The organism is Limosilactobacillus reuteri subsp. reuteri (assembly GCF_000016825.1).
GTDB lineage: Bacteria > Bacillota > Bacilli > Lactobacillales > Lactobacillaceae > Limosilactobacillus > Limosilactobacillus reuteri.
On the sequence record NC_009513.1, the window covers coordinates 1854691 to 1874057 of the forward strand.

Genomic DNA, 19367 nt, shown 5'->3' on the forward strand with positions numbered 1-19367 from the left:
CTGATCTAGTTATATAAAAACCTTTTGAAGGTAGCGCTATCTCAAAGGTTTTTTATAAGCTTTTTTAGTGACCTTTTCTAATCGTGCAATTAGAATTACGGGTATCAATAACCCCCTAGTTTCATTTTGAAACAATTATCTGATAAGGTGGAAGTCTATTATTGAAGTGGTAGGTAGACTTCTGCTTTATATTTTTAAATCAATTATTTATCAGCCCAACTACGACCATCAAGCTCACCAGCGGCATTGACTAGGCGTTGTGCTTGTTTAAGCATTAACTGATCTAACGCCCGGTAAAAAGCTTGATCTTCATATGTTGGGCTATTTTTCATTAATTTTGTTAGTTCTTCATGTGCCCATTGTTGATTCTCATTCATTTTTAGTCATCCTCTTTTTCTCGTAGCCAGCCGATAGAAGTGTGTAAATCATCTAGCTCTTCTTGTTGGTCTTGTAAAAGTGCCAATAATTGTTCTAATTTAGCTTGTTGAAGAAGATCTGACTCTTGAGCAATTTTAACGTTAAGGTGGTCAATAAACCATTGCGTCTGATCGCTAAAATGCAAGAATTTATCTAAGGTCAAATATTGCTGATAGTGGATAAATAATAACTGTCGCTCTTCTTCACTCTGTTGGGCAAATTGATAGATCGGTAATGGTGGTAAATACTTCATCTCCATTGCGTGCGCTAAAGCCTGATATGGTCGTAAAATTTCAGCAATTGTATATCCTTGACTGGCGCCTGGTTGAAAGGCAGAGGCAGAATGAGCAACCGTCGTAACAATCCCCAATTCACGGCCTTTTAGCAAATAGCTACTTGTAAGTTGTGAATTCCATACCTCATCAAGCCATTGCTTTAAGATTGCTGGCGCACTATACCAATACAGCGGAAATTGAAAAATAATTCGGGTTGCTGATTTAAGTAATTCCTGCTCTTGAGAAATATCAAAAGGTGTTTTTAATTCATGCCACATAACGTTATTTTCATTATCAGCGGCTGCCTTTAAAAACGATTCAGTCGATGAATTTGCAAGTTGAGGGTGCGCCACTATCACCAGTGTTTTCATCAATTTCACTCCTTTAATTCTACAAGACCTTGTTTCAGTACATCTTCTGTAACATCGACAGTTAAAAATCGTTGCAGCGGCGTTTCACTATGACGATCCTTAAAAGCCATTGGTTCTGCTTTTAGAATTACAACAGTCAAGTTATTTTCCGTCAGCATTAACTGACCTGGATGATTAAATTTTCCCTTAGTATGTTTTCCAGTCCGCCAAGTATGTAATTTTGCCTCGCCATTTTGGTCAAACTTTAACTGGTACTTTCCACTAGCATCTGTTTCCACGGGAATTCCGGTAAACTTTTGAACATCATACTTATCTTTTTTACTCATAATATATCCTTCTTAATAATTAATCTAATTTTACAGTTCCGCTTTTAATTGGTCCGCATAGGTATTAACCTCATCCTGTTGGTCTTCACTTGTGTAGTAATTATTTATCAAATTCGTAACAGTGGTATGCGTAGTAGTCATTGGTGCCCCTGCCACACTTTGATTTTCAGTTGGTTCAATCATTTTAATTGTGACATCATTGCCTTTACGTTTAAACCAAATATAGCTAGTCGGATCCCCTTGTGTTGTTACATATTGATAATCCGCAACTTCACCATAACCATAATGTGTTCCATAATACATTTCACCATTTTGAACTCCTGCCTTAAACCAATCAGGGTTCTTTAACAATGCAACTAATGTTCCTAGCTGCTGAGTAGTTAATCCATCCTTATCCGTAATTGTAACTTTACCACGCATATCAATAATTTGGGTATTTTTTGCCACTTTCAAAACACGGTTAACTTCCCCATGAGTTTTGGCATACGTCACCATTTCAGCGAGTGTTACTCCTGTTTTGCGAATACCGTTACTACTGTTCGCATAGTAAACCTTATTCCCGACGATTGTATAGTAGGTTGAATTTAAACGATCGCCATCTTCATCACTTGCGGAAGTTAATTTAATCGTGTATAAAACTTTGGCGTCCTTAGGATAAGTCTTAGTAGAAGGTCCCTCTCCCCAAGGCACTGCCTCTTTATCATAAATCTTAACCGTTGCTCCCTGATTGTTATTTTCCATATCAGCAGAATAGTCGTAATCATTCGCTCCTGGCATATGCGCATCCCGATAATACAACACAAGCGCAGCAATCTGCTCAGGCGTTAATCGTTCAGCGTTTAGTGCTGCATCATCCCTTGTTTGTTGTGTACTCGATAAAGAACTAGTCACACTGCTTGTTGATCCATTAGTACTTGAGGATGTTCTTCCACAAGCCACCATGACCATCATCGTCAATGAAAGCATCAAAATTAGTGCTATTTTTCTCATAAAGATACTCCCCACAGATCTTATACTTAGAGCCTTATTATACCTTAATCTTTAGGAGTTACCTAAAAAGCCTCCATGATTGATTTGGAGACTTCCTTCTCATTTTATTCAGCAAAATAATCCTTAATTTTCTTGTCTGACAAGTTAAACTTTTCTTTTATTTCTTTTCTGATTGTTGTTTCATCAATATTCAGCTCTCTCATTGCCAAAATAGATGTTTTAATTATTGTCTGCTGATTTTCGTGTAGTTTTTGTTCTCTTTCTTGAATTAGCTGTTCTTTTTCTTTAAGTCGATCCTGACCTTCTTTAATTTCACGTTTACCTTTCTGGAGCTCTCGTTTTCCCTTTTGAAGCTCTCGTTTTCCTTCTAGAAGTTCACGTTTGCCATCCCGTATCTTACGTTCACCCTCACGAATCTTTTTCTCGCGCATTTCTTGATCCATTTCATATACTGAACGTCGCATGTATTCCGACCTCCATTTCCGATTCCGCTTTACAACTGCTATTCTCTCCTTTAATTTTACGACAAGCGGATCGGTTGCTTCAACTTTTCGTTGGGCAATCATATCTAAAAACGCCTGCATCTTAGGATCAACATCGTGACGCAAGGAAGGGACGTTAAATAAGATATCGGTTTGTCCGTCTTCTATAATTTGTTCGGGAATTTCATCAATATGCTTATGTAATACATAACGTTGCTGGCCAAGCTGGAATGGATCAAAATTGCAGAAGAAAATCACATAGGAATCATCAGCTTGTTCATATGGCTGTCCTTTATCATAAGCCTCCATTGAGCTGGCAGTTTGATAATAACGAATTCGTTTAGCGATATTGTGGTGGTCAGCTACTTGCATCTCAATATCATAATGGTTACCTTGTTCGTCGGTCGTATAGATGTCAAAACGCACTGCCTTAGCATCAGGAGCGACAGCAAACTCTTGCTGATTATTAGGCAACTTAATCTTTTTAATATGCAAGTCCGGTAAGATCCGACGTAAAACTTCTAAACAAATATCATAATCAAGCATCACCTTATTGAAGATATAGTCATCGGCTAAGCCTGCCATCTCCCACTTTTTACGCAAGAATTCATTCATCCTTATGACCCTCCTGTTAGATAGTTCTATAAAGATATATACGTAAAAGACAAGGATTTGCACTTTTTTACTCAATATTTTTCCAATGTATCATTAATGCATATTAATAATGCTTTATCTTTTGGCTATGGATAAGATTCGACTATAATAGAGAGTGAAAAGTAAATCTTCTTTATTAGGTATTATCTATGGTATGTGTAGATAGGATGTTGAAAGGAAGTAATACTATGTTCGACGTTATCTTTTGGATTCTTGCAATCTGGTTTGTAGTAAACGTTGTATGGATGTGGTTTGCCCTTAACAATCAAATTCTACAAAAGACATTCGCATGGATTAATGTATGTGCTATCGTAATTGGTTTTTGGGTATACTACGGCATGACACACGACGGCAACGTACTTAATGGCTGGTTCCTTACAATGAATTGGGTCAACATTGCAATTGCTGCTATCCAATTCTACTTTGGTTATCGTGAAAATAACGTTACCCACAACGGTCACACAACCGCATGATTGATTTACTTTTCAATTACAGGGCTATGGCTTAGGGTCATGGTTCTTTTTAGTAAAAAAGAAGAGAGTGTGGAAAAAACTTCAGTTTTTTCCACACTCTCTTCTCAATTTTCCGGCTTGATGACTTAAACTATTTAAATTCTAAAACATATAAAAGCAATTTATTACTATACACTGAAAATACACTTACTTCTTCCCAAACAAAGCTGCCATCTTTGCTGCTACTTCGGGATCAAGATTATCGGCAAGCGTACTTTCATTTGATTTTTGTTCATTTTGCTGATTGGTGATCGTCTGCTTAAGGTCATCAATGACTGCTTGTTCACCAACTTCAATCGGATTAACCGTTAATCGGCCACCTGCTGCATCAGCATGACCGCCACCATTAAAGTATTTTTCAGCAAATTTAGCCACATCTAACTTTCCGTTGCTTCGAAGCGACACGCTAACCGGACTGACTACCAAGGCCGCGTCGACTTCTGGATGTTGCACTAATAATTCGTGGGCAATTTCAGATTTATAGTCACTTGCATATACGACCCCAAACTTATGATCATCGATATCTGTAATTAAAACATCTTTCAAATGGCTCTTAAGGTACTTTGCCCGCCGTTCGTTTAGGGTCCGAATCAACAACCGATTTTCTTCCTGATATTGTTGCCAACTGGTATTAAAAACATTTTGGACAAACTCTTCCGAATCTTGGAGGGGGTAAAACCAAAAGAGCTGATCAAGATTATCGGCATCAATTCGTTCCTGCTCATTCATTTCTGGATCATTTTGCCAATCCCAAGTATCATATGCCCGAATCAATTCCACAAGATAAGCAAGATCTTTTTGCCGTTGCTCATCAACCTTCGCAAAAGACGATTGTTGTTTTAACCAATCCCATACCAAGCTTGTGGCACTTGGGTTAACTGTTGGATCAGCAGGTACGATACTATTGGCCGCATACTTTTGTCGTAGTTCTGCTTCACTTTCATGATGATCAAAGACAAGCCAATGATTAGCGAAACGTTCATTCAATAACTTAAATGAATAATCACTATCTGGCGTCATATCCATGATGTAAACATCTGTAAATCGCCCTACTTCTGCTGTTTGCATCCATCGACTTAATTCTTCATCGATTCGTCCAGCGCCACAGTTTGTCATATCAAACTCTGTGTCTTCAAACATTACTGGTTGTAGTGTTTTTAATAATAATGGAGCCCCGAATCCATCTAAATCATTGTGGGAAAATAATTTTATTAACCGTTGTGCCATTTTCGATCCTCGCAATTCTGATTTTGTTTCTTATTATACCGTAGAAAATCGGCTAAACCACACTTAATTACTGACATCACGCTAACGAACTGCTATCATTGAAATTAGTAACTTATTTTAAGAAAGGAAAACAATATGGAAGTTTATGATTATCGTCAAGAATTGATTGACCTCTTAAATAATACCGCTGATGATCCACAAAGCTTACTGCAGACACAGCGGAGTCTTACCACCATTCTTAATATTTTAAATCATTATCAGGAAAGCAAACCCGTTAAACAAAATGCACCTCGGTTTGTTCAACGCAAAGTTCAATCATCAAACGAGTTGCCTCCGCAAGCACGCAAAACATTGAAGTCACTGCTTACCGGTCCAGCTAATGATGAAGAAAAGTCAACATCAATAACAAGCTCCGCTACATCTTCTTCAGTTGAAGCACCAAAAGAAATCACCGAAGAAGAACGCCTAGCAGCCGACAACCGCTACTTAGTACACCGGAAATTAAGCGGTGCCGAGATTAATCACCGTTACTACCCGGAAGTAATTCTGCATGCATTACCATTTCCTGTTGAAGATGGGGACATTGCCCAACTCGATTATGAGCAAAAGGTCCGTGGCCTTCCAGTTATTCGGCGGATCACCGGTGACCATCTTAGCGATTACACTCCTGAAAAAGTCAATGTGATTGAATATGGTGAATTGAAACGCGTGCCCGGTTCTGATGTCCTTCAACTGAGTAAAACAATTAAGGGAAATTCAATCGTGGATGAAGCGCCAGAGAATACTATTGTAATTGATCCTTTTAAGTACCCGGGCCGCGATATTAAGCCTGGAATGGTTATTGATTTTGCCTACTATGATCGAGGAAATGGCCTAACTGATGCCAAAGATGGCGCCATTCGCTGGATTCATGAAAAGCAAGATTATGATACAACCAAGCAACCAGCTAAACCAAAAGTTGTTAAAAAGCCTGCTAATCCTCGTCATGATTATGAAAAGAAACTTGATTATGACCTTCACCAACGAAAGGTACTTGTTATTACCGGAATCCGCAGCAAGGTTAAAGGTCTTAAACCAGTCGTCGATAAACACCACGGTCTGTTCCGCGGATTAGACGCGTCTGCAGAAGAAAAAGTTTCCAGCAGTAAATTAAAACGTGAAATTCGGGATGCGGACTTTGTGATTGTCTGCATCGATGCAATTCACCATCGGATTAGTCAACTCGCCAATCATCACGCTAAACGTTATGAGAAGCCACTCGCCATTGCAAATGTTACTTCTAATACTGCTGTTGAGCGAGCCATTGCCCGGGCATTAAATGGTGATCCTGCATACGCCGAAAGCAGCGAAGATTTGAAAAATTATAAATAATTTTTAATTTACTGTTGACTTTTATGAGAAATAGGTTAATATTAATGACAACAATTTAATTATTCGATCGCAATGAGAAAGAAGAGTATGTTAGACGATAGCTTCAGCGAGTCTCGTTTGGTGTGAGGAGACAGTTTTAACTCTAACTGAAAATCACTTTCGAGTCTACAGCTTAAATACCAGTAAGCTGTAGTGGTTACACCCATTATCGTGTCAGCGTATCGCCATTATGGCCGTACGTGTGAGGTATTGTTAGCAATAGCAGTACAATGATAGGGTGGTACCACGCTCAGCGTCCCTTAGCCAGTTTGGCTAAGGGACTTTTTTGTTGGGATCAGATTAGGAGGAGAAAACATGCAAGATTTAACATCGCGCAAGTTAACATTCAAAAACTATTTAGTTGTTGCATCATTGCTTTTCGGTTTATTCTTTGGGGCCGGAAACTTGATTTTCCCGTTACACCTTGGTCAATTAGCTGGTAGTCATTGGGGACCAGCTGCAGTTGGCTTTCTGATTACTGGAGTTCTTTTACCACTTCTATCAGTTCTCGCCGTTGCTGTTACGCGTGCAGAAGGAGTCTTTGATATCGGTCGTCCGCTTGGCGTTGGTTTTGCCTTAGTATTCATGGTTCTTATCCACGCTACGATCGGTCCATTATTCGGTACCCCACGAACTGCCACTGTCTCATTCACAGTTGGGCTTGCCCCATTCGTTGATAAACAATATCAATCCCTTGCCTTGCTATTATTCTCAGCATTATTCTTCGGGGCGGCCTTCCTCTTCTCATACCGGGAAAATGACATCCTAGCTAATATCGGAAAAGTATTAAATCCCGTCTTCTTAGCCCTTTTATTCCTTGTCTTTGTTGTCGGTTTCGCTCGTCCGCTTGGTAACCCTGCTACTGCACCTACAACTAGTGCTTATGTTCACGGTGCACTCACTAACGGATTCCTTGAAGGGTACAACACTATGGATGCTCTTGCTGGTCTTGCGTTTGGGGTTACAGTTGTTACTGCCGTTCGTTCAATGGGCCAACGTACTGAAAAGGATGTCTCCAAGGTTGTTGCTAAAGCCGGTGTCCTCTCAATGGGTGCCGTTGCTTTTATCTACTTATTACTAATCCTTCTTGGCGCAATGTCTCTTGGTCGTTTCAAAGTTTCCCCAGATGGTGGAGTTGCCTTTAACCAATTAGTTAATGCTTATGCCGGTGCATTCGGACAAGTTGTACTAGCATTCTTGTTAACTGTCACTTGTTTAACGACGGCTGTTGGTTTAGTTGCTGCTTTTGCTCAAGACTTCCATAAGCACTTTCCAAAGGTTAGCTACCATGCATGGCTTGCTCTCAGTTGCCTTGCCTCTTTCCTTACTGCTAATTTTGGCTTAGACCAAATCATTGCTTGGTCAACACCAATGTTAATGTTCCTTTACCCATTATCAATGGTGCTTATCCTTTTATCTGTGACATCACCACTCTTTAACCGTGATGGCGTTGTCTACTTCTTCGTGGTCCTTTTCACCGTTGTACCAGCTCTCGGTGATATGGTTGTTGCTTTCCCAGCGGTTGTTAGCCAAAGTTCATTTGGTTTATCTGTTGCTGCTTTGCGAAATAACTTACCACTTGCAAGTATGGGATTATCCTGGCTTGTTCCAGCACTTGTCGGCTTAGTCCTTGGTCTCTTAGTTCACTGGTACCGTCATCAACGGGTTGCTTCCACCAGTATGCAAAGTGAAGTACATTAATAAGTGTTTTATAGGTTAAAAAAGCGTGAGAAATAGCTCATTACAAGAGTCGTTTCTCACGCTTTTAAATTATTATTTAACATTATCGTATTGGGCAAGATTAAACTTCTTAATCGCATAGATCAGCTTGCTGGCATAATCTGGATCGGTTGCGTAACCATTCCGCTGTAATTCGTAAGCTGCCTGTTGATAAGTTTTTGCTGTTTGTACTCCATGGAAACGTGCATGATTATCAACCGTTCCATTTACAATGAGCAATGTGTGCGCATTAATTGAATCAGCCCAGCTATTGTAAACTGTAAAGTATTGTTTTACTTGAACATTTTTACCACGAATATTTTCGGTAGTATACATTTGCACCTTTTCGTCGTCACTATTAGCCTTGATTCCAAATAAGTTATTGTATTTATTTGCTAACCGGCTCCGACCCCAGTTCGATTCAAGTCCTGCTTGTGCAATCGTAATGCTAGCCGGGATATGATATTTCTTCTGTTCACGTTGAGCAGCTGGTGCAATCTGACGAACAAATTCATTGACGGTTATATCTGTTGGGTGGGTCTCACGTTGAATTTGGGGAGATTCGTGGATAATAATCGCCACAATCCCAAATAAAATAATCAAAAACGCAAGCACACTTCCACAAATGATTTTTGTTTCTTTTTTCAAGATGTGTCTTTCCTTTTTATGAATTTGACGCTATTATAACCACTTCACCATAAGAAAGCGAGAATTTACAATAATCTTATTTACTTTTAAGATCATTTTTATAGTTATTAAAGTATTTACTATCAGTCATCTTCATCTTAGGGAAGCTCTTGATTAGCCGGCGATGATTCCAGCTTAGTTGCTTGCCAGCTCCCTCTTTGTTTAGATATTGAGCAAAGTGCCGTTGCCAATCTTGAAGGCGATCTTTAATTGCCAATTTATCCTTAGGAGCTGCTTTTTCAAGTCGATCCAGCAGTTTCTTTCTGTACGCGGCTGCTCGTTCATCCCATTGCTGAGTTGTAATATGGAATTTTTCCACACTAATAACGCTGAGGATAGTGTCAGTTCCCATCACGAGGACGATAATTAGGGCAAGCATCCCGTGAGTCCATGATTCTTCCCAGTTAATAATCCGCTGAATAAATGGCTGAACAAACTTAACCAGCAATACAACGCCAATCCCCCAGAAAAATGAAATTTGGGGAGCAACTCTTCCTTGAATGTTTCCTTTTAGATGCGAATAGTCCCATAACTTCATATGAAAAAGTTTTTCGAGCAGCCAACTCGCTACATACTCAAAGATCGAAGCCACAATAAACCCTACTACGAATAGCAGAAAAATATTATTTTGGAACGGATAGGTAGTAATCAAAATCGTCGTAACGGCAAATCCATATACTGGACAATAAGGGCCAAATAAGAATCCCCGGTAGGCAAAATGATGGTCCTTAATTGAACAGTAACAGGTTTCCCATAACCAGCCAATAAATGAATAGGTAAAAAATAAGACAATGATTTCAGGAAGTGAATAGGGCACTCGTTTCCCCTCCTTTTTGAATTCATTGTCTCATATATTTCTATTTCAAGCTAAGTTTTTCAACGTTCAGGATCTTATCAAGCCATCCTTCAAAGAATCCTTGTTCGTGACTAACTAAAATTAAATTTCCCGGGAAATCTTGCAGGGCTTTCTTCAACCCTTCCTTAGTTTCGTCGTCCAGGTGATTTGTCGGTTCGTCCATGATGAGGAAATTACATGGGGTTAATTCAAGGATCGCCAACTTAACTTTCGTCTGCTCTCCCCCAGACAAAAGGTTCATTTCCTTCATCGTGTTGGCGGCGTTGATTCCGGCACGCGCAAGTTTTGTCCGAATCGTCCGTGGCTGCATCGTTGGGAACATATTTTGAATTGTTTGCAGTGGTGTAAGGGTTGGGTCATCCCACTCCAAATCTTGATCAAAGTAATTTATCCGGGCGGATGGGGAGAAAGTTGCTTTTCCGTCCAACGCTGGAATTTTCTTTAAAATCGATTTGATCAAAGTCGACTTACCAACCCCGTTAAATCCAGTGAATAATAATTTTTCACCCATTGTCATTGAGAAAGTTACCGGTGCCAGTAGTGGTCGGTTATAACCAACTGATAATTTTTCTACCCGCAACGCATTCGCTGATCCAGTATTTTCATATGGAAAATGGAAAGTTGCTTTTAGATTATCTTCAGGTGGATCAATTTTCTTCATTCGCGCAAGCATCTTTTCCCGTGACTTAGCCATAGTCGATTTTGAACCAGCTTTGTTTTTCCGAATAAACCGTTGCGCCTTTTCAATGACTACTTGCTGCTTCTCATATTCCCGCTCTTGGGCTTCCTTGCGCTCTTCCTTTTGCCGCATTGCTTGTTGGAAGCTTCCCCGGTACTTAGTGATTTTACCAAATGATACATCACAAATAGTATTCGTGACTTGTTCAAGGAAATCATAGTCGTGAGAGATGATCATTGCGGCACCATCAAAATCATTAAGATAGTCGATTAACCATTCAATGTGGGCTGTATCAAGGTAGTTTGTCGGTTCGTCTAGTAAGATGACATCTGGATTCTCCAATAGCATCTTGGCAAGGATAATCTTTGACCGCTGTCCCCCACTCATCTCAGAAATAACATGATCCTTACCAATATCAGTTAATCCCAAACCGTTCATTACCCGCTCTACTTCCGTTTCAATTTCATAGAAGTTATTAGCATCGAGTTTTTCTTGAATTCGGCCTGCTTTGGTGAGGAGCTCATCATCCATCTTTTCTGCATAATCCGCATAAAGCTTATTCATCTGGTCATTAAGTTGATAAAGTTCCGTGAAAGCAGTATGAAGGAAGTCAATCAAGGTCATCCCCGCTGGAATATCAACGTACTGGTCTAAGTATCCAATCTTGACTCCTTTTTGCCATTTGATAGTGCCATCGACTGGGAGGGTTTTCCCGATCAAGATTTTAATCAAGGTACTCTTCCCGGCACCATTTTGCCCGACAATCCCCATATGTTCGTGCTTTTCTAGTTGAAAGCTGGCATCCTCATAGAGCTTTTTATCGGCATAGCTCATCGTCAGTCCTTCAACATCTAATACTGCCATTATATTCTCTCCTCTTTTTCTTACTTATTACGAGCTAAAACTGCTATCCATACTATCATATTTTAGGCACGAGCTTCAATTTATTGGGATAATTCCAGCAAGTAAGTTATTTTCTACTGCTCATGCAAAACCAAAAATTTCCAAGGCAGAAGTTATGATTCCGATAATAAGTTAATAAAACACTATATATGAAAATAAAGATATGTACATTACATACTGGTGGTATTAGAGCCAAAGTTAAATTAACAAACTCATAAGATAAAACATTAACTGATATATATAAGCTAACGTAGAAAAGTAACAATACTATTTTATCATCTTGCAAATCAGACTAATCAATTTTTTCATGTCCCAGATCTGTGGTAGTTCTTTTACTTCTCTTTTGATACTATTAAATAAATCACTAAAGAGGAGTAACCTCATGAACTTCGACAATAACTCAGTAGTAACAATTGGCTCAGCACTAAACTGTTTATTTCTCATTGGCTTAATTGTATTTGATAAGTATTGGGACAATGTATCAGGATGGGTATTTTACTCGTACATTTTGTTTATGATAATCAACGCCATCATATTAATTGTTTATGCTGCAAAAAGCAAAAAATAGGATCCATTTGTAATAATTGACCCAATTTGCACAGCTGCATAGTTTCTTTCCTATTGCTACCGATTTCAAAACGACAGCTGAAAATACTTGATTAATCTTATCATAAGCTGTTAAAGTAATTTAGCATTTCAGCAGAATTAAACCAGCGTCTGTCCTTGTGGCGGGCGTTTTTTGTTTAGGCTTATTATTACTTATCCATACTGGTATAGCAGGGTGCTAAAGGAGCGCTCTTTTTATTTCTAAAGTTAAAGAAGTACATACCTATATAAAAAACATCTTAGATTTCTTCATCCAAGATGTTTTCAATTATGCTATTAAATTTATCTTAAACATACTATGGCCAAAAAAGCATCGAAAGAACAAAAATACCAAAACAAAAGTAAAGGATAGCTAATCCCTTATGGTGTTTATCAACTGAAGCATCATTGTCACCAAATATATTTCCCGCAACAAACCGATAGAATTTCTTGTTTCGGCGATATATTCCCCAGCCAAACCAAAAGAAGAAAATTCCTACACCCCAGATTAATATGGTAGTTGCCAATTTAACTCACCTTCTAATTTACTTGGATCGGGTAAATCTAATTCTGTATATACTTTTTATATTCCTACGATGTGAATCATTAAATAATGTTAGTGCATATTTAAATAAGTTGTTTTTTTAGTTTTATTCTATTATTCATGGTAAAAACTTAACTAATAAAATAATCCATAACCAAGCAAATTGTTTCACAATGAATTATACTTTCAAGTACCTACTTGCGTTATAAAAAGAATTTTCTAAAATTTAAAGAAAGTTAGAAATTAGGAGATAAGATTTATCTACGAATAGACAAAGGAGAAGAAATATTAGATTCTATACTTCTTACCTGCAAAAAGTATGAGATTTCTTCAGCAACTTTTTATGGATTAGAGGCATGTGGCAAAGCTGTAATTGGGACATATATTCCTGAAAAGCATGATTTTTTACTTCATACCAAAGAAGGTATGTTAGAACTTGTGAGCTTGATGGGTAAAAACACAGAAATTCACGCTCATGCCATGTTTTCCTATTTCGATTCTGAGAGTAATGATATTAAGTATTTTGGGAGGAACATACAGATGAAAGAAACAATCAGCACCAAAATCATTAAGTGGTTTTACGGTATTCATGGACCATTAGATGAATATCGCCGCAATGAACTCAATCGAATCGGTAATAATATTGCCATATTTTTATTATCAATAAATCTATTATTAAGTTTTATTGCTAGCCTTTTAATGCTTAATACTAATAATTCTGAACTTACTCTTGATATCGTAGTAAGCGTCCTACTATTAACTGTTTTCGCTTCTTCAGGCTATATTCTATATGAAACTAAACGACATCATTTAACAGAAATTGATGTTGAAGCCAAACAGGAGGGCAAAACTAAACAAAAATTTATTAAAAGAGCTATTGTCCTAGGAATTTATTTTGCCTTCATAATATATGGATTAACAATACTTATAGATTGGCTGCCTAATAGAGGAGCACTAATTCCATTACTTACAGAATCTTCTACAATTAGTAGTGCTATTTTCAGCGGCATTGTCTACGGAATATTGATGGGTACTTGGGAAATACATCAAATTAAAAGCGATCCTAATGACAAAAAGGTAACTCAAAATCACTTACATCAAAAATATTGGTTAGTTTTATTTATTATTATCGTTATTACTAGTCTTCTGTTAATGCATAAGTAATCATATTTACAAAAAAAGGAAGGCAACATTATGAAACCCAATAATAAACTTATAAGAGAATGCTCCAAAGTTGAATACATCACTTTCAATGACAAAACTCGAAAGGCAGTAGTTCGTGCGTATGCTGAAGAAAAAGGAATTATTCCAGATACTGCAAAAACCTTTGATAATACTGATGACGCAATGAGGGAGCTTTTCAATGACAAATAATAATTGAAAAGTTAGTTTTGACCGTCAATTTCAACTTGATATTGATTTTGACTAACACATTTCTCGATTTCATTTTAGTTGTTTTCTCAATTTTAAATATTTATCAATTGAGCGCCCTAATTCAAACACAGAGCCTATAAACAAAAAATTAATAATTGCTTTTAACCAGCTCCATGGAATCATATTTCTTAAACAAAATCCAGCAATTGTTAGTATTATCAAAGATGAATAAATGTAAAAATCGCTTCTAAGCTCTTTTATTTCCTTTTGAATCTTATCATTAGATTTCGTCATAATAGTTCCTTTCTCAGGAAGAATAATTGTATCTAGTCATAATACCATATGCCAATGTAGATACCTTAACAATATCTCCTTAATTTATAAGGAATAAAAAATTTGATCGAATTGATTTTAGTTAAAGAAAAACAACCTAAGATTAATTCCCAACCACTTTTGCTATACGCCGCAGTCACAGCGCTTTGTCGCGTATAGAGAATTTTTATTCCAATAATTTGAGGAGAAAATTATTACAGCAATTTAACAATTATGTAACAACCGTCACCCTTAAGAGATTTTTCATATCTTCTTCACAATATCATCATATAGTAAAAGAGTGCACAAATTAGTTGCATGCATAAAAGAAAAATAAATAATAATTCAGGAGTGAATAATTATCGCTAAGAAAAAAACAATGTCAAAAGTCCTTGCTGCTGCCTTAGGTGCTGCTGGTGCATTAGCTGTTGCTAACACCGCAAGTGCTGATACACAAGTTCAAGTACAATCAGGAGATACAGTATGGGGATTTGCTCAACAATACGCTACTACTGTTGATTCAATTTCTACTGCTAACCAATTAGCTGACCCTAACGTAATTTACGTTGGTCAACAATTAGTTATCCCATCTTCTGCTATCAGTACTGCTTCTGCTGCCGCAACTGTTGCTGCACCTACTGCAACTGATAACGCTACTGCTAGTCAAGCAGCCGTTGAAACTACTGAAACAACCGCTGCATCAACTACGCCAGCTGTTTCTACCACAAACGCAAGCAACGTAGCCGACCAAGCACAACCAACAACCGTCGTATCTGCTTCTGATAACAATACTGCTGCTCAAGTTAGTGTTGCATCCCAAGCTCCAGCCCAAGTAAGTGCTGCTTCTGCTACTATTAGCGTTGCTCAAACTAGTGCTGCAAATACTAACAACAACGTTACTACTTTAGCGGCTACTACTAACACTGCAGCGCCAACACAAACTACATACGCTGCTACTGAAGCAGTCGCTACTCCACAAAGCAACACTACTGTTCAAAGTACTGCTGCTGGTCAAGGTAATGGTTCTACTGCTAATGCGGTTGCCGTTGCTCAAGCACAAATTGGTACTCCATATGTTTGGGGTGGTAACCAACCAGGCGGATTTGACTGCTCAGGATTAGTTCAATATGCATATGGTCTTGGTTCAAACTACCGGACTACTTACCAACAAACTAACCTTGGTACCCACCAATACGATATCCAAAACGCTCAAAGTGGTGACCTTTACTTCTGGGGTCCAGATAGTGCTCCTTACCACGTTGCAATCGCTACTGGTAATGGTGGTTACATCCAAGCTCCTACACCAGGTCAAAACGTTCAAACTGGTAATATCAACTACTACACTCCTAGCTTCTACATCAGCATGAACTAGGATACGAGTAGTATAATTATTGAGTAAGATAGAGGATTTTCTTCTACCTTACTCTTTTTTCTTAGCAAATTTTAATAATTATATTGACAGCTTTATTATCATTGGTTATACTTAACAACAATCAATTATGTAGGGAGTAAGTATAATGAACGTATATCAAACTATCAACGTTAATATTCGTTGGCAAAGCCGGTAATTCAGGTTGTTTCGTCATGGATGCGACCTGAAGAACAGATTGCATCTGTGCCGGCTGAGTTTGATGTTCATTTCAGTCCGCATGGATCCACATGCGGACTTTTATTTTGCCTTTCAAAAAGCGAGGGTCCGTCATGTGGGCTCTCGTTTTTTTATTATTTTGTGAGGTGAGATTTTAGATGAAAAGAATGTATAGTTTAATTGCAATTATTATCGCTTTCCTTTGTTTCGCATTTTTTAGGGAAAACAATGGGTTCGTAACTAAGCAACGAATTCCAAAAGTTGGTGTATTAACCTTAATGCACCACCCAGCGTTAGATGAAATTTACAAAGGATATGTTGATGAATTAGCAAAGGAAGGTTACCACAACGGTAAGAATATCAAGATTGAGTATCAAAACGCGAATGGTGACCAAAGTAATCTTAAAACAATGGCTTCAAAACTCGTTGATGATAACTCAACTGTTCTTTTTGGAATTACGACCCCTGCTGCTCAAGCATTAGCTAATTCTACTACCAAAACACCAATTGTACTTGGTGCTGTTACCGATCCAAAAGCAGCGGGACTAGTTAAAAATAATCAACACCCTGGCGGCAATATCACCGGAGTATCTGACCAAGCACCAATTCGCGAACAACTCAATTTGATCAAGCAATTCATGCCGCGAATGAAAACACTGGGAGTCATCTACACTTCAAGTGATGCTTCAGCAGTAGCCGGTTACCACCAAATCAAGCGTGAATGTCGTAAGATGAATATTAACTTAAAGGCTTATTCAATTGCCAACAGTAACGACTTAAACCAGGTTTCCGAACAAATGCTTAGCCAGGTTGATGCAGTAATTGTACCAACAGATAATACGATCGCTGGGGCAATGCAAACCTTAGTTAAGAATGCCGATGCCGCTAACAAACCAGTCTTCCCAGCAACTGACACAATGGTTAAGCAAGGTGGCGTTGCAACTTACAGTGTTAACCAACGCGCTCTAGGTGTCCAAGGTGCAAAGATGACGGTCGCAATCCTCAAAGGCAAGTCAAAGCCAGCTGATACCCCAATTAAATACATGAAGCATGGGACTCCTGTTCTCAACATTAAACAGGCTCGAAAACTTAATTTACAAATTCCCGCTCAATTTGAAAAGGATGCAGAAACGAAAGGAGAGGTTTACAAATGAATCTAATCGTATCATCAATCGGTCAAGGACTATTATGGGCTTTACTTGGTCTTGGTCTTTACCTGACTTTTAGAATTCTTGATTTTGCTGATATGACTGTTGAAGGGACTTTCCCTCTTGGGGCTGCCAGTGCTGTCGCTGCAATCACACATGGCATTAATCCCTTTCTGGCAACTTTAATTGCGATTGGGGCGGGAATGCTCGCTGGTTTGATCACTGGATTGCTCTACACTAAAGGAAAAATCCCAAGTTTATTAGCCGGAATTCTAACTATGACCGCCGCCTACTCCGTTAACCTCCGTATTATGGGTAAATCAAATGTTTCGTTGCTTGGTCAAAAGACTCTCTTTAGCGGCGAATTCATGCGAAGTCTACCCCAATACTTTGATAGTGTCTTCTTGGGAATAGTTACGATTGCGATTATTACCGTAATCCTGGTTTTCTTCCTTTCAACTGACTATGGGCAGGCTTTTATCGCAACTGGTGATAATCCTGTGATGGCAAAATCATTTGGGATTCATACCGACACAATGGTCATCATCGGTCTAATGGTATCAAATGGGATCGTTGGACTTTGTGGTGCGTTGATTGCTCAAAATAATGGATACGCTGATATTAATATGGGGATTGGAACGATTGTTATCGCCCTTGCCTCAATCATTATTGGTGAAGTATCCTTTGGTGAATTAACGCTTAACCAGCGACTTGTCGCCGTTACTCTTGGTAGTATCATTTACCGAATCATCTTACTTGCCGTCCTCCAACTTGGTTTCTCTGCCAACGACCTCAACCTTATCTCCTCAGTTGTCCTTGCAATCTGCATGATGTTACCACAACTTGAAGAACGTATTCACCTTAAAAAGCCAATTTTGAAAGGAGTCCGGCCTCATGAATAAACCTATTTTGGAATTACAGGGCGTCAAAACCATCGTTAATAAGGGCACATCTAGTGAAACCACTATTCTTAAGGGCTTAAACCTTAAAATCAACGAGGGAGACTTCATTACGATCGTTGGAACAAATGGTGCTGGTAAATCGACCCTTTTTAATGTCATTGGTGGAAACCTACACGCTGACGAAGGAAAAATTTTACATAATGGACAAGATATTACCAATACGACAGAAGAACAGCGAACAGCTTTCTTATCCCGTGTTTTTCAGGATCCGAAACTGGGAACGGCTGCACGAATGACAGTTGCTGAAAACATGCTATTAGCAACTAAACGTGGTGAACGTCGCCATCTTATTCCCCGGAAGCTCAAAAGTAATATGGACCGTTTCACCAAGCTAGCTGCAACAATGAATAACGGTCTTGAGAATCGCATGAATACAGCTACTGGCGCCCTTTCCGGGGGACAACGGCAAGCATTAAGCTTTTTAATGGCAACAATCAAACGACCTGACGTTATTTTGCTGGATGAACACACCGCTGCTCTTGATCCTCATACAAGTTTAAATCTATTACACGCTACTAATGAACGGATCACTAAAGATCATTTAACTGCCCTAATGATTACCCATAACCTTGAAGATGCCTTAGAGTATGGAAATCGTCTAATCGTGCTTAAAGATGGTGAAATCAAAGCAGATTTTAATGCAGAGCAACGAAAATCGCTTACCCCTGAGAAACTTTATACTTATTTTGAAGGATAGTTTGACTATATATCAAATTCGATATATATATTAAGTATATCGAATTTGATATATAGGAGACCTAATTATGAATTGGTGGATTATTTTTATCACATTTCTTGCCGTAAACCTCGATTTCTTTTTCATCTTAATCTTTTTACTCGAAAGGTATAACCTTCGTGATGTAATCATTGGCTATCTTGGTGCCCTTCTTGTTCTGGTTACCATCAGCTTTTTACTAGGAAAAACTCTCGCCATTTTCCTCCCTGAATGGATTTTAGGAATACTAGGGATCCTGCCAATTTACATGGCTCTGCACGACAACGATGAAGACCCAACTCATGCAGAAAAGCACGGTCCAATTATTACCACCTTAATAACCTATCTGGCAGTTTGCGCTGGTTGTAACCTCTCAATTTTCTTACCAATTTTAACGAATCTTACCTTCCAGCAATTTACTCAGGCACTTCTTTTTATCGCAGTCCTTTCAATTGCGATCGTGATTCTCATTAAGGGAATTGGTAATATTCCACTAATTAAGCAAGCAATGCAACGTTATAGTGAAACCTTAATGAAGGTTATTTACATTGGAGTTGGTTGTTATGTTTTTTGGGACAGTGGATTAATTACCCACCTTATTCACCTTCTTTAGTTTAGTATAATAATTACT

General features: G+C 38.4%; 22 protein-coding genes and 1 other annotated feature. Of the genes, 11 read left to right on the plus strand and 11 right to left on the minus strand.

Annotated features, from left to right (window positions below; all coding sequences use genetic code 11):
- Positions 1-203: 203 nt before the first annotated feature.
- The 4 genes from LREU_RS10495 to LREU_RS09390 are packed head-to-tail and all read right to left on the minus strand — an operon-like array spanning position 204 to position 2355.
- Positions 204-377: a hypothetical protein gene (locus tag LREU_RS10495; RefSeq protein WP_003669277.1), complete on the minus strand. Its 174-nt coding sequence runs from the start codon at positions 375-377 to the stop codon at positions 204-206.
- 2 nt (positions 378-379) lie between these two features.
- On the minus strand, positions 380-1063 hold the full coding sequence (locus LREU_RS09380; RefSeq protein WP_011953590.1) for an NAD(P)H-dependent oxidoreductase: 684 nt from the start codon (positions 1061-1063) through the stop codon (positions 380-382).
- Between the two features lie 5 nt (positions 1064-1068).
- Positions 1069-1389 (minus strand): DUF7671 family protein, encoded by a 321-nt coding sequence (locus LREU_RS09385; RefSeq protein ID WP_003669279.1) that lies wholly within the window; start codon positions 1387-1389, stop codon positions 1069-1071.
- Positions 1390-1419: 30 nt separating this feature from the next.
- Complete coding sequence (locus LREU_RS09390; RefSeq protein ID WP_353527390.1) at positions 1420-2355, minus strand: Lreu_0056 family protein; 936 nt, start codon at positions 2353-2355, stop codon at positions 1420-1422.
- On the opposite strand from LREU_RS09390, the gene LREU_RS10720 reads away from it, so the two are divergent.
- A complete protein-coding gene (locus LREU_RS10720; protein ID WP_353527391.1) occupies positions 2282-2434 on the plus strand; it encodes a hypothetical protein in 153 nt (50 codons plus the stop codon). The genes LREU_RS09390 and LREU_RS10720 overlap by 74 nt on opposite strands.
- Positions 2435-2483: 49 nt before the next feature.
- Here LREU_RS10720 and LREU_RS09395 read toward each other — a convergent pair whose 3' ends face one another.
- Positions 2484-3476 carry an Rpn family recombination-promoting nuclease/putative transposase gene (locus tag LREU_RS09395; protein WP_003669281.1) on the minus strand — a complete coding sequence of 331 codons (993 nt, stop codon included), beginning with the start codon at positions 3474-3476 and terminating at the stop codon, positions 2484-2486.
- A 227-nt stretch (positions 3477-3703) separates the two neighbouring features.
- On the opposite strand from LREU_RS09395, the gene LREU_RS09400 reads away from it, so the two are divergent.
- Positions 3704-3988, plus strand: coding sequence for a hypothetical protein (locus LREU_RS09400; protein WP_011953591.1), 285 nt, complete (start codon positions 3704-3706; stop codon positions 3986-3988).
- 186 nt (positions 3989-4174) lie between these two features.
- Here LREU_RS09400 and LREU_RS09405 read toward each other — a convergent pair whose 3' ends face one another.
- On the minus strand, positions 4175-5254 hold the full coding sequence (locus tag LREU_RS09405; protein WP_003669285.1) for a DHHA1 domain-containing protein: 1080 nt from the start codon (positions 5252-5254) through the stop codon (positions 4175-4177).
- A gap of 135 nt (positions 5255-5389) precedes the next feature.
- Here LREU_RS09405 and LREU_RS09410 point away from each other — a divergent pair, with 135 nt between their 5' ends.
- Both LREU_RS09410 and brnQ read left to right on the plus strand, forming a co-directional pair.
- A complete protein-coding gene (locus LREU_RS09410; protein ID WP_003669286.1) occupies positions 5390-6625 on the plus strand; it encodes a DUF2325 domain-containing protein in 1236 nt (411 codons plus the stop codon).
- 63 nt (positions 6626-6688) lie between these two features.
- Positions 6689-6928: a binding site (T-box leader), on the plus strand.
- Between the two features lie 51 nt (positions 6929-6979).
- On the plus strand, positions 6980-8365 hold the full coding sequence (brnQ, locus tag LREU_RS09415; RefSeq protein WP_003669288.1) for a branched-chain amino acid transport system II carrier protein: 1386 nt from the start codon (positions 6980-6982) through the stop codon (positions 8363-8365).
- 72 nt (positions 8366-8437) lie between these two features.
- Here the strand turns inward: brnQ and LREU_RS09420 are convergent, their stop codons facing one another.
- The 4 genes from LREU_RS09420 to LREU_RS09440 all read right to left on the minus strand — a co-directional run bounded on the left by LREU_RS09420 (position 8438) and on the right by LREU_RS09440 (position 12620).
- Positions 8438-9031, minus strand: a complete 594-nt coding sequence (locus LREU_RS09420; RefSeq protein WP_003669289.1) for a glycoside hydrolase family 73 protein — start codon at positions 9029-9031, stop codon at positions 8438-8440.
- A 76-nt stretch (positions 9032-9107) separates the two neighbouring features.
- Positions 9108-9887 (minus strand): putative ABC transporter permease, encoded by a 780-nt coding sequence (locus LREU_RS09425; protein WP_003669291.1) that lies wholly within the window; start codon positions 9885-9887, stop codon positions 9108-9110.
- Between the two features lie 40 nt (positions 9888-9927).
- Positions 9928-11469 (minus strand): ABC-F family ATP-binding cassette domain-containing protein, encoded by a 1542-nt coding sequence (locus tag LREU_RS09430; protein ID WP_003669292.1) that lies wholly within the window; start codon positions 11467-11469, stop codon positions 9928-9930.
- A gap of 941 nt (positions 11470-12410) precedes the next feature.
- Entirely contained in the window at positions 12411-12620 is a 210-nt protein-coding gene (locus LREU_RS09440; RefSeq protein ID WP_003669295.1) for a hypothetical protein, read from the minus strand.
- A gap of 284 nt (positions 12621-12904) precedes the next feature.
- Here LREU_RS09440 and LREU_RS09445 point away from each other — a divergent pair, with 284 nt between their 5' ends.
- Together LREU_RS09445 and LREU_RS09450 are read left to right on the plus strand one after the other, a co-directional pair.
- Complete coding sequence (locus LREU_RS09445) at positions 12905-13801, plus strand: DUF3278 domain-containing protein (protein WP_323058802.1); 897 nt, start codon at positions 12905-12907, stop codon at positions 13799-13801.
- A gap of 30 nt (positions 13802-13831) precedes the next feature.
- A complete protein-coding gene (locus LREU_RS09450; RefSeq protein WP_003669298.1) occupies positions 13832-14011 on the plus strand; it encodes a hypothetical protein in 180 nt (59 codons plus the stop codon).
- A gap of 69 nt (positions 14012-14080) precedes the next feature.
- Here LREU_RS09450 and LREU_RS09455 read toward each other — a convergent pair whose 3' ends face one another.
- Positions 14081-14305: a hypothetical protein gene (locus LREU_RS09455; RefSeq protein ID WP_003669299.1), complete on the minus strand. Its 225-nt coding sequence runs from the start codon at positions 14303-14305 to the stop codon at positions 14081-14083.
- Positions 14306-14702: 397 nt separating this feature from the next.
- Between LREU_RS09455 and LREU_RS09460 the strand changes: the two genes are divergently transcribed.
- From LREU_RS09460 to LREU_RS09480, 5 genes are all read left to right on the plus strand, one after another.
- A complete protein-coding gene (locus LREU_RS09460) occupies positions 14703-15695 on the plus strand; it encodes a C40 family peptidase (protein ID WP_003669301.1) in 993 nt (330 codons plus the stop codon).
- A gap of 374 nt (positions 15696-16069) precedes the next feature.
- Positions 16070-17065 carry a tryptophan ABC transporter substrate-binding protein gene (gene trpX / locus LREU_RS09465; protein WP_003669303.1) on the plus strand — a complete coding sequence of 332 codons (996 nt, stop codon included), beginning with the start codon at positions 16070-16072 and terminating at the stop codon, positions 17063-17065.
- Positions 17062-17961 carry an ABC transporter permease gene (locus LREU_RS09470; RefSeq protein WP_003669305.1) on the plus strand — a complete coding sequence of 300 codons (900 nt, stop codon included), beginning with the start codon at positions 17062-17064 and terminating at the stop codon, positions 17959-17961. The genes trpX and LREU_RS09470 overlap by 4 nt, the downstream gene beginning before the upstream one ends.
- Positions 17954-18718 (plus strand): ABC transporter ATP-binding protein, encoded by a 765-nt coding sequence (locus LREU_RS09475; protein WP_003665035.1) that lies wholly within the window; start codon positions 17954-17956, stop codon positions 18716-18718. Before LREU_RS09470 ends, LREU_RS09475 begins: the two co-directional genes overlap by 8 nt.
- 67 nt (positions 18719-18785) lie before the next feature.
- Entirely contained in the window at positions 18786-19349 is a 564-nt protein-coding gene (locus LREU_RS09480; RefSeq protein WP_003669306.1) for a cadmium resistance transporter, read from the plus strand.
- Positions 19350-19367: the final 18 nt, after the last annotated feature.

Coding starts and splice junctions, on each gene's coding strand:
- LREU_RS10495 (WP_003669277.1), bottom strand. CDS start 377: ATGAATGAGAATCAACAATGGGCACATGAAGAACTAACAAAATTAATG.
- LREU_RS09380 (WP_011953590.1), bottom strand. CDS start 1,063: ATGAAAACACTGGTGATAGTGGCGCACCCTCAACTTGCAAATTCATCG.
- LREU_RS09385 (WP_003669279.1), bottom strand. CDS start 1,389: ATGAGTAAAAAAGATAAGTATGATGTTCAAAAGTTTACCGGAATTCCC.
- LREU_RS09390 (WP_353527390.1), bottom strand. CDS start 2,355: ATGCTTTCATTGACGATGATGGTCATGGTGGCTTGTGGAAGAACATCC.
- LREU_RS09395 (WP_003669281.1), bottom strand. CDS start 3,476: ATGAATGAATTCTTGCGTAAAAAGTGGGAGATGGCAGGCTTAGCCGAT.
- LREU_RS09400 (WP_011953591.1), top strand. CDS start 3,704: ATGTTCGACGTTATCTTTTGGATTCTTGCAATCTGGTTTGTAGTAAAC.
- LREU_RS09405 (WP_003669285.1), bottom strand. CDS start 5,254: ATGGCACAACGGTTAATAAAATTATTTTCCCACAATGATTTAGATGGA.
- LREU_RS09410 (WP_003669286.1), top strand. CDS start 5,390: ATGGAAGTTTATGATTATCGTCAAGAATTGATTGACCTCTTAAATAAT.
- brnQ (WP_003669288.1), top strand. CDS start 6,980: ATGCAAGATTTAACATCGCGCAAGTTAACATTCAAAAACTATTTAGTT.
- LREU_RS09430 (WP_003669292.1), bottom strand. CDS start 11,469: ATGGCAGTATTAGATGTTGAAGGACTGACGATGAGCTATGCCGATAAA.
- LREU_RS09450 (WP_003669298.1), top strand. CDS start 13,832: ATGAAACCCAATAATAAACTTATAAGAGAATGCTCCAAAGTTGAATAC.
- LREU_RS09455 (WP_003669299.1), bottom strand. CDS start 14,305: ATGACGAAATCTAATGATAAGATTCAAAAGGAAATAAAAGAGCTTAGA.
- LREU_RS09460 (WP_003669301.1), top strand. CDS start 14,703: ATGTCAAAAGTCCTTGCTGCTGCCTTAGGTGCTGCTGGTGCATTAGCT.
- trpX (WP_003669303.1), top strand. CDS start 16,070: ATGAAAAGAATGTATAGTTTAATTGCAATTATTATCGCTTTCCTTTGT.
- LREU_RS09470 (WP_003669305.1), top strand. CDS start 17,062: ATGAATCTAATCGTATCATCAATCGGTCAAGGACTATTATGGGCTTTA.
- LREU_RS09475 (WP_003665035.1), top strand. CDS start 17,954: ATGAATAAACCTATTTTGGAATTACAGGGCGTCAAAACCATCGTTAAT.
- LREU_RS09480 (WP_003669306.1), top strand. CDS start 18,786: ATGAATTGGTGGATTATTTTTATCACATTTCTTGCCGTAAACCTCGAT.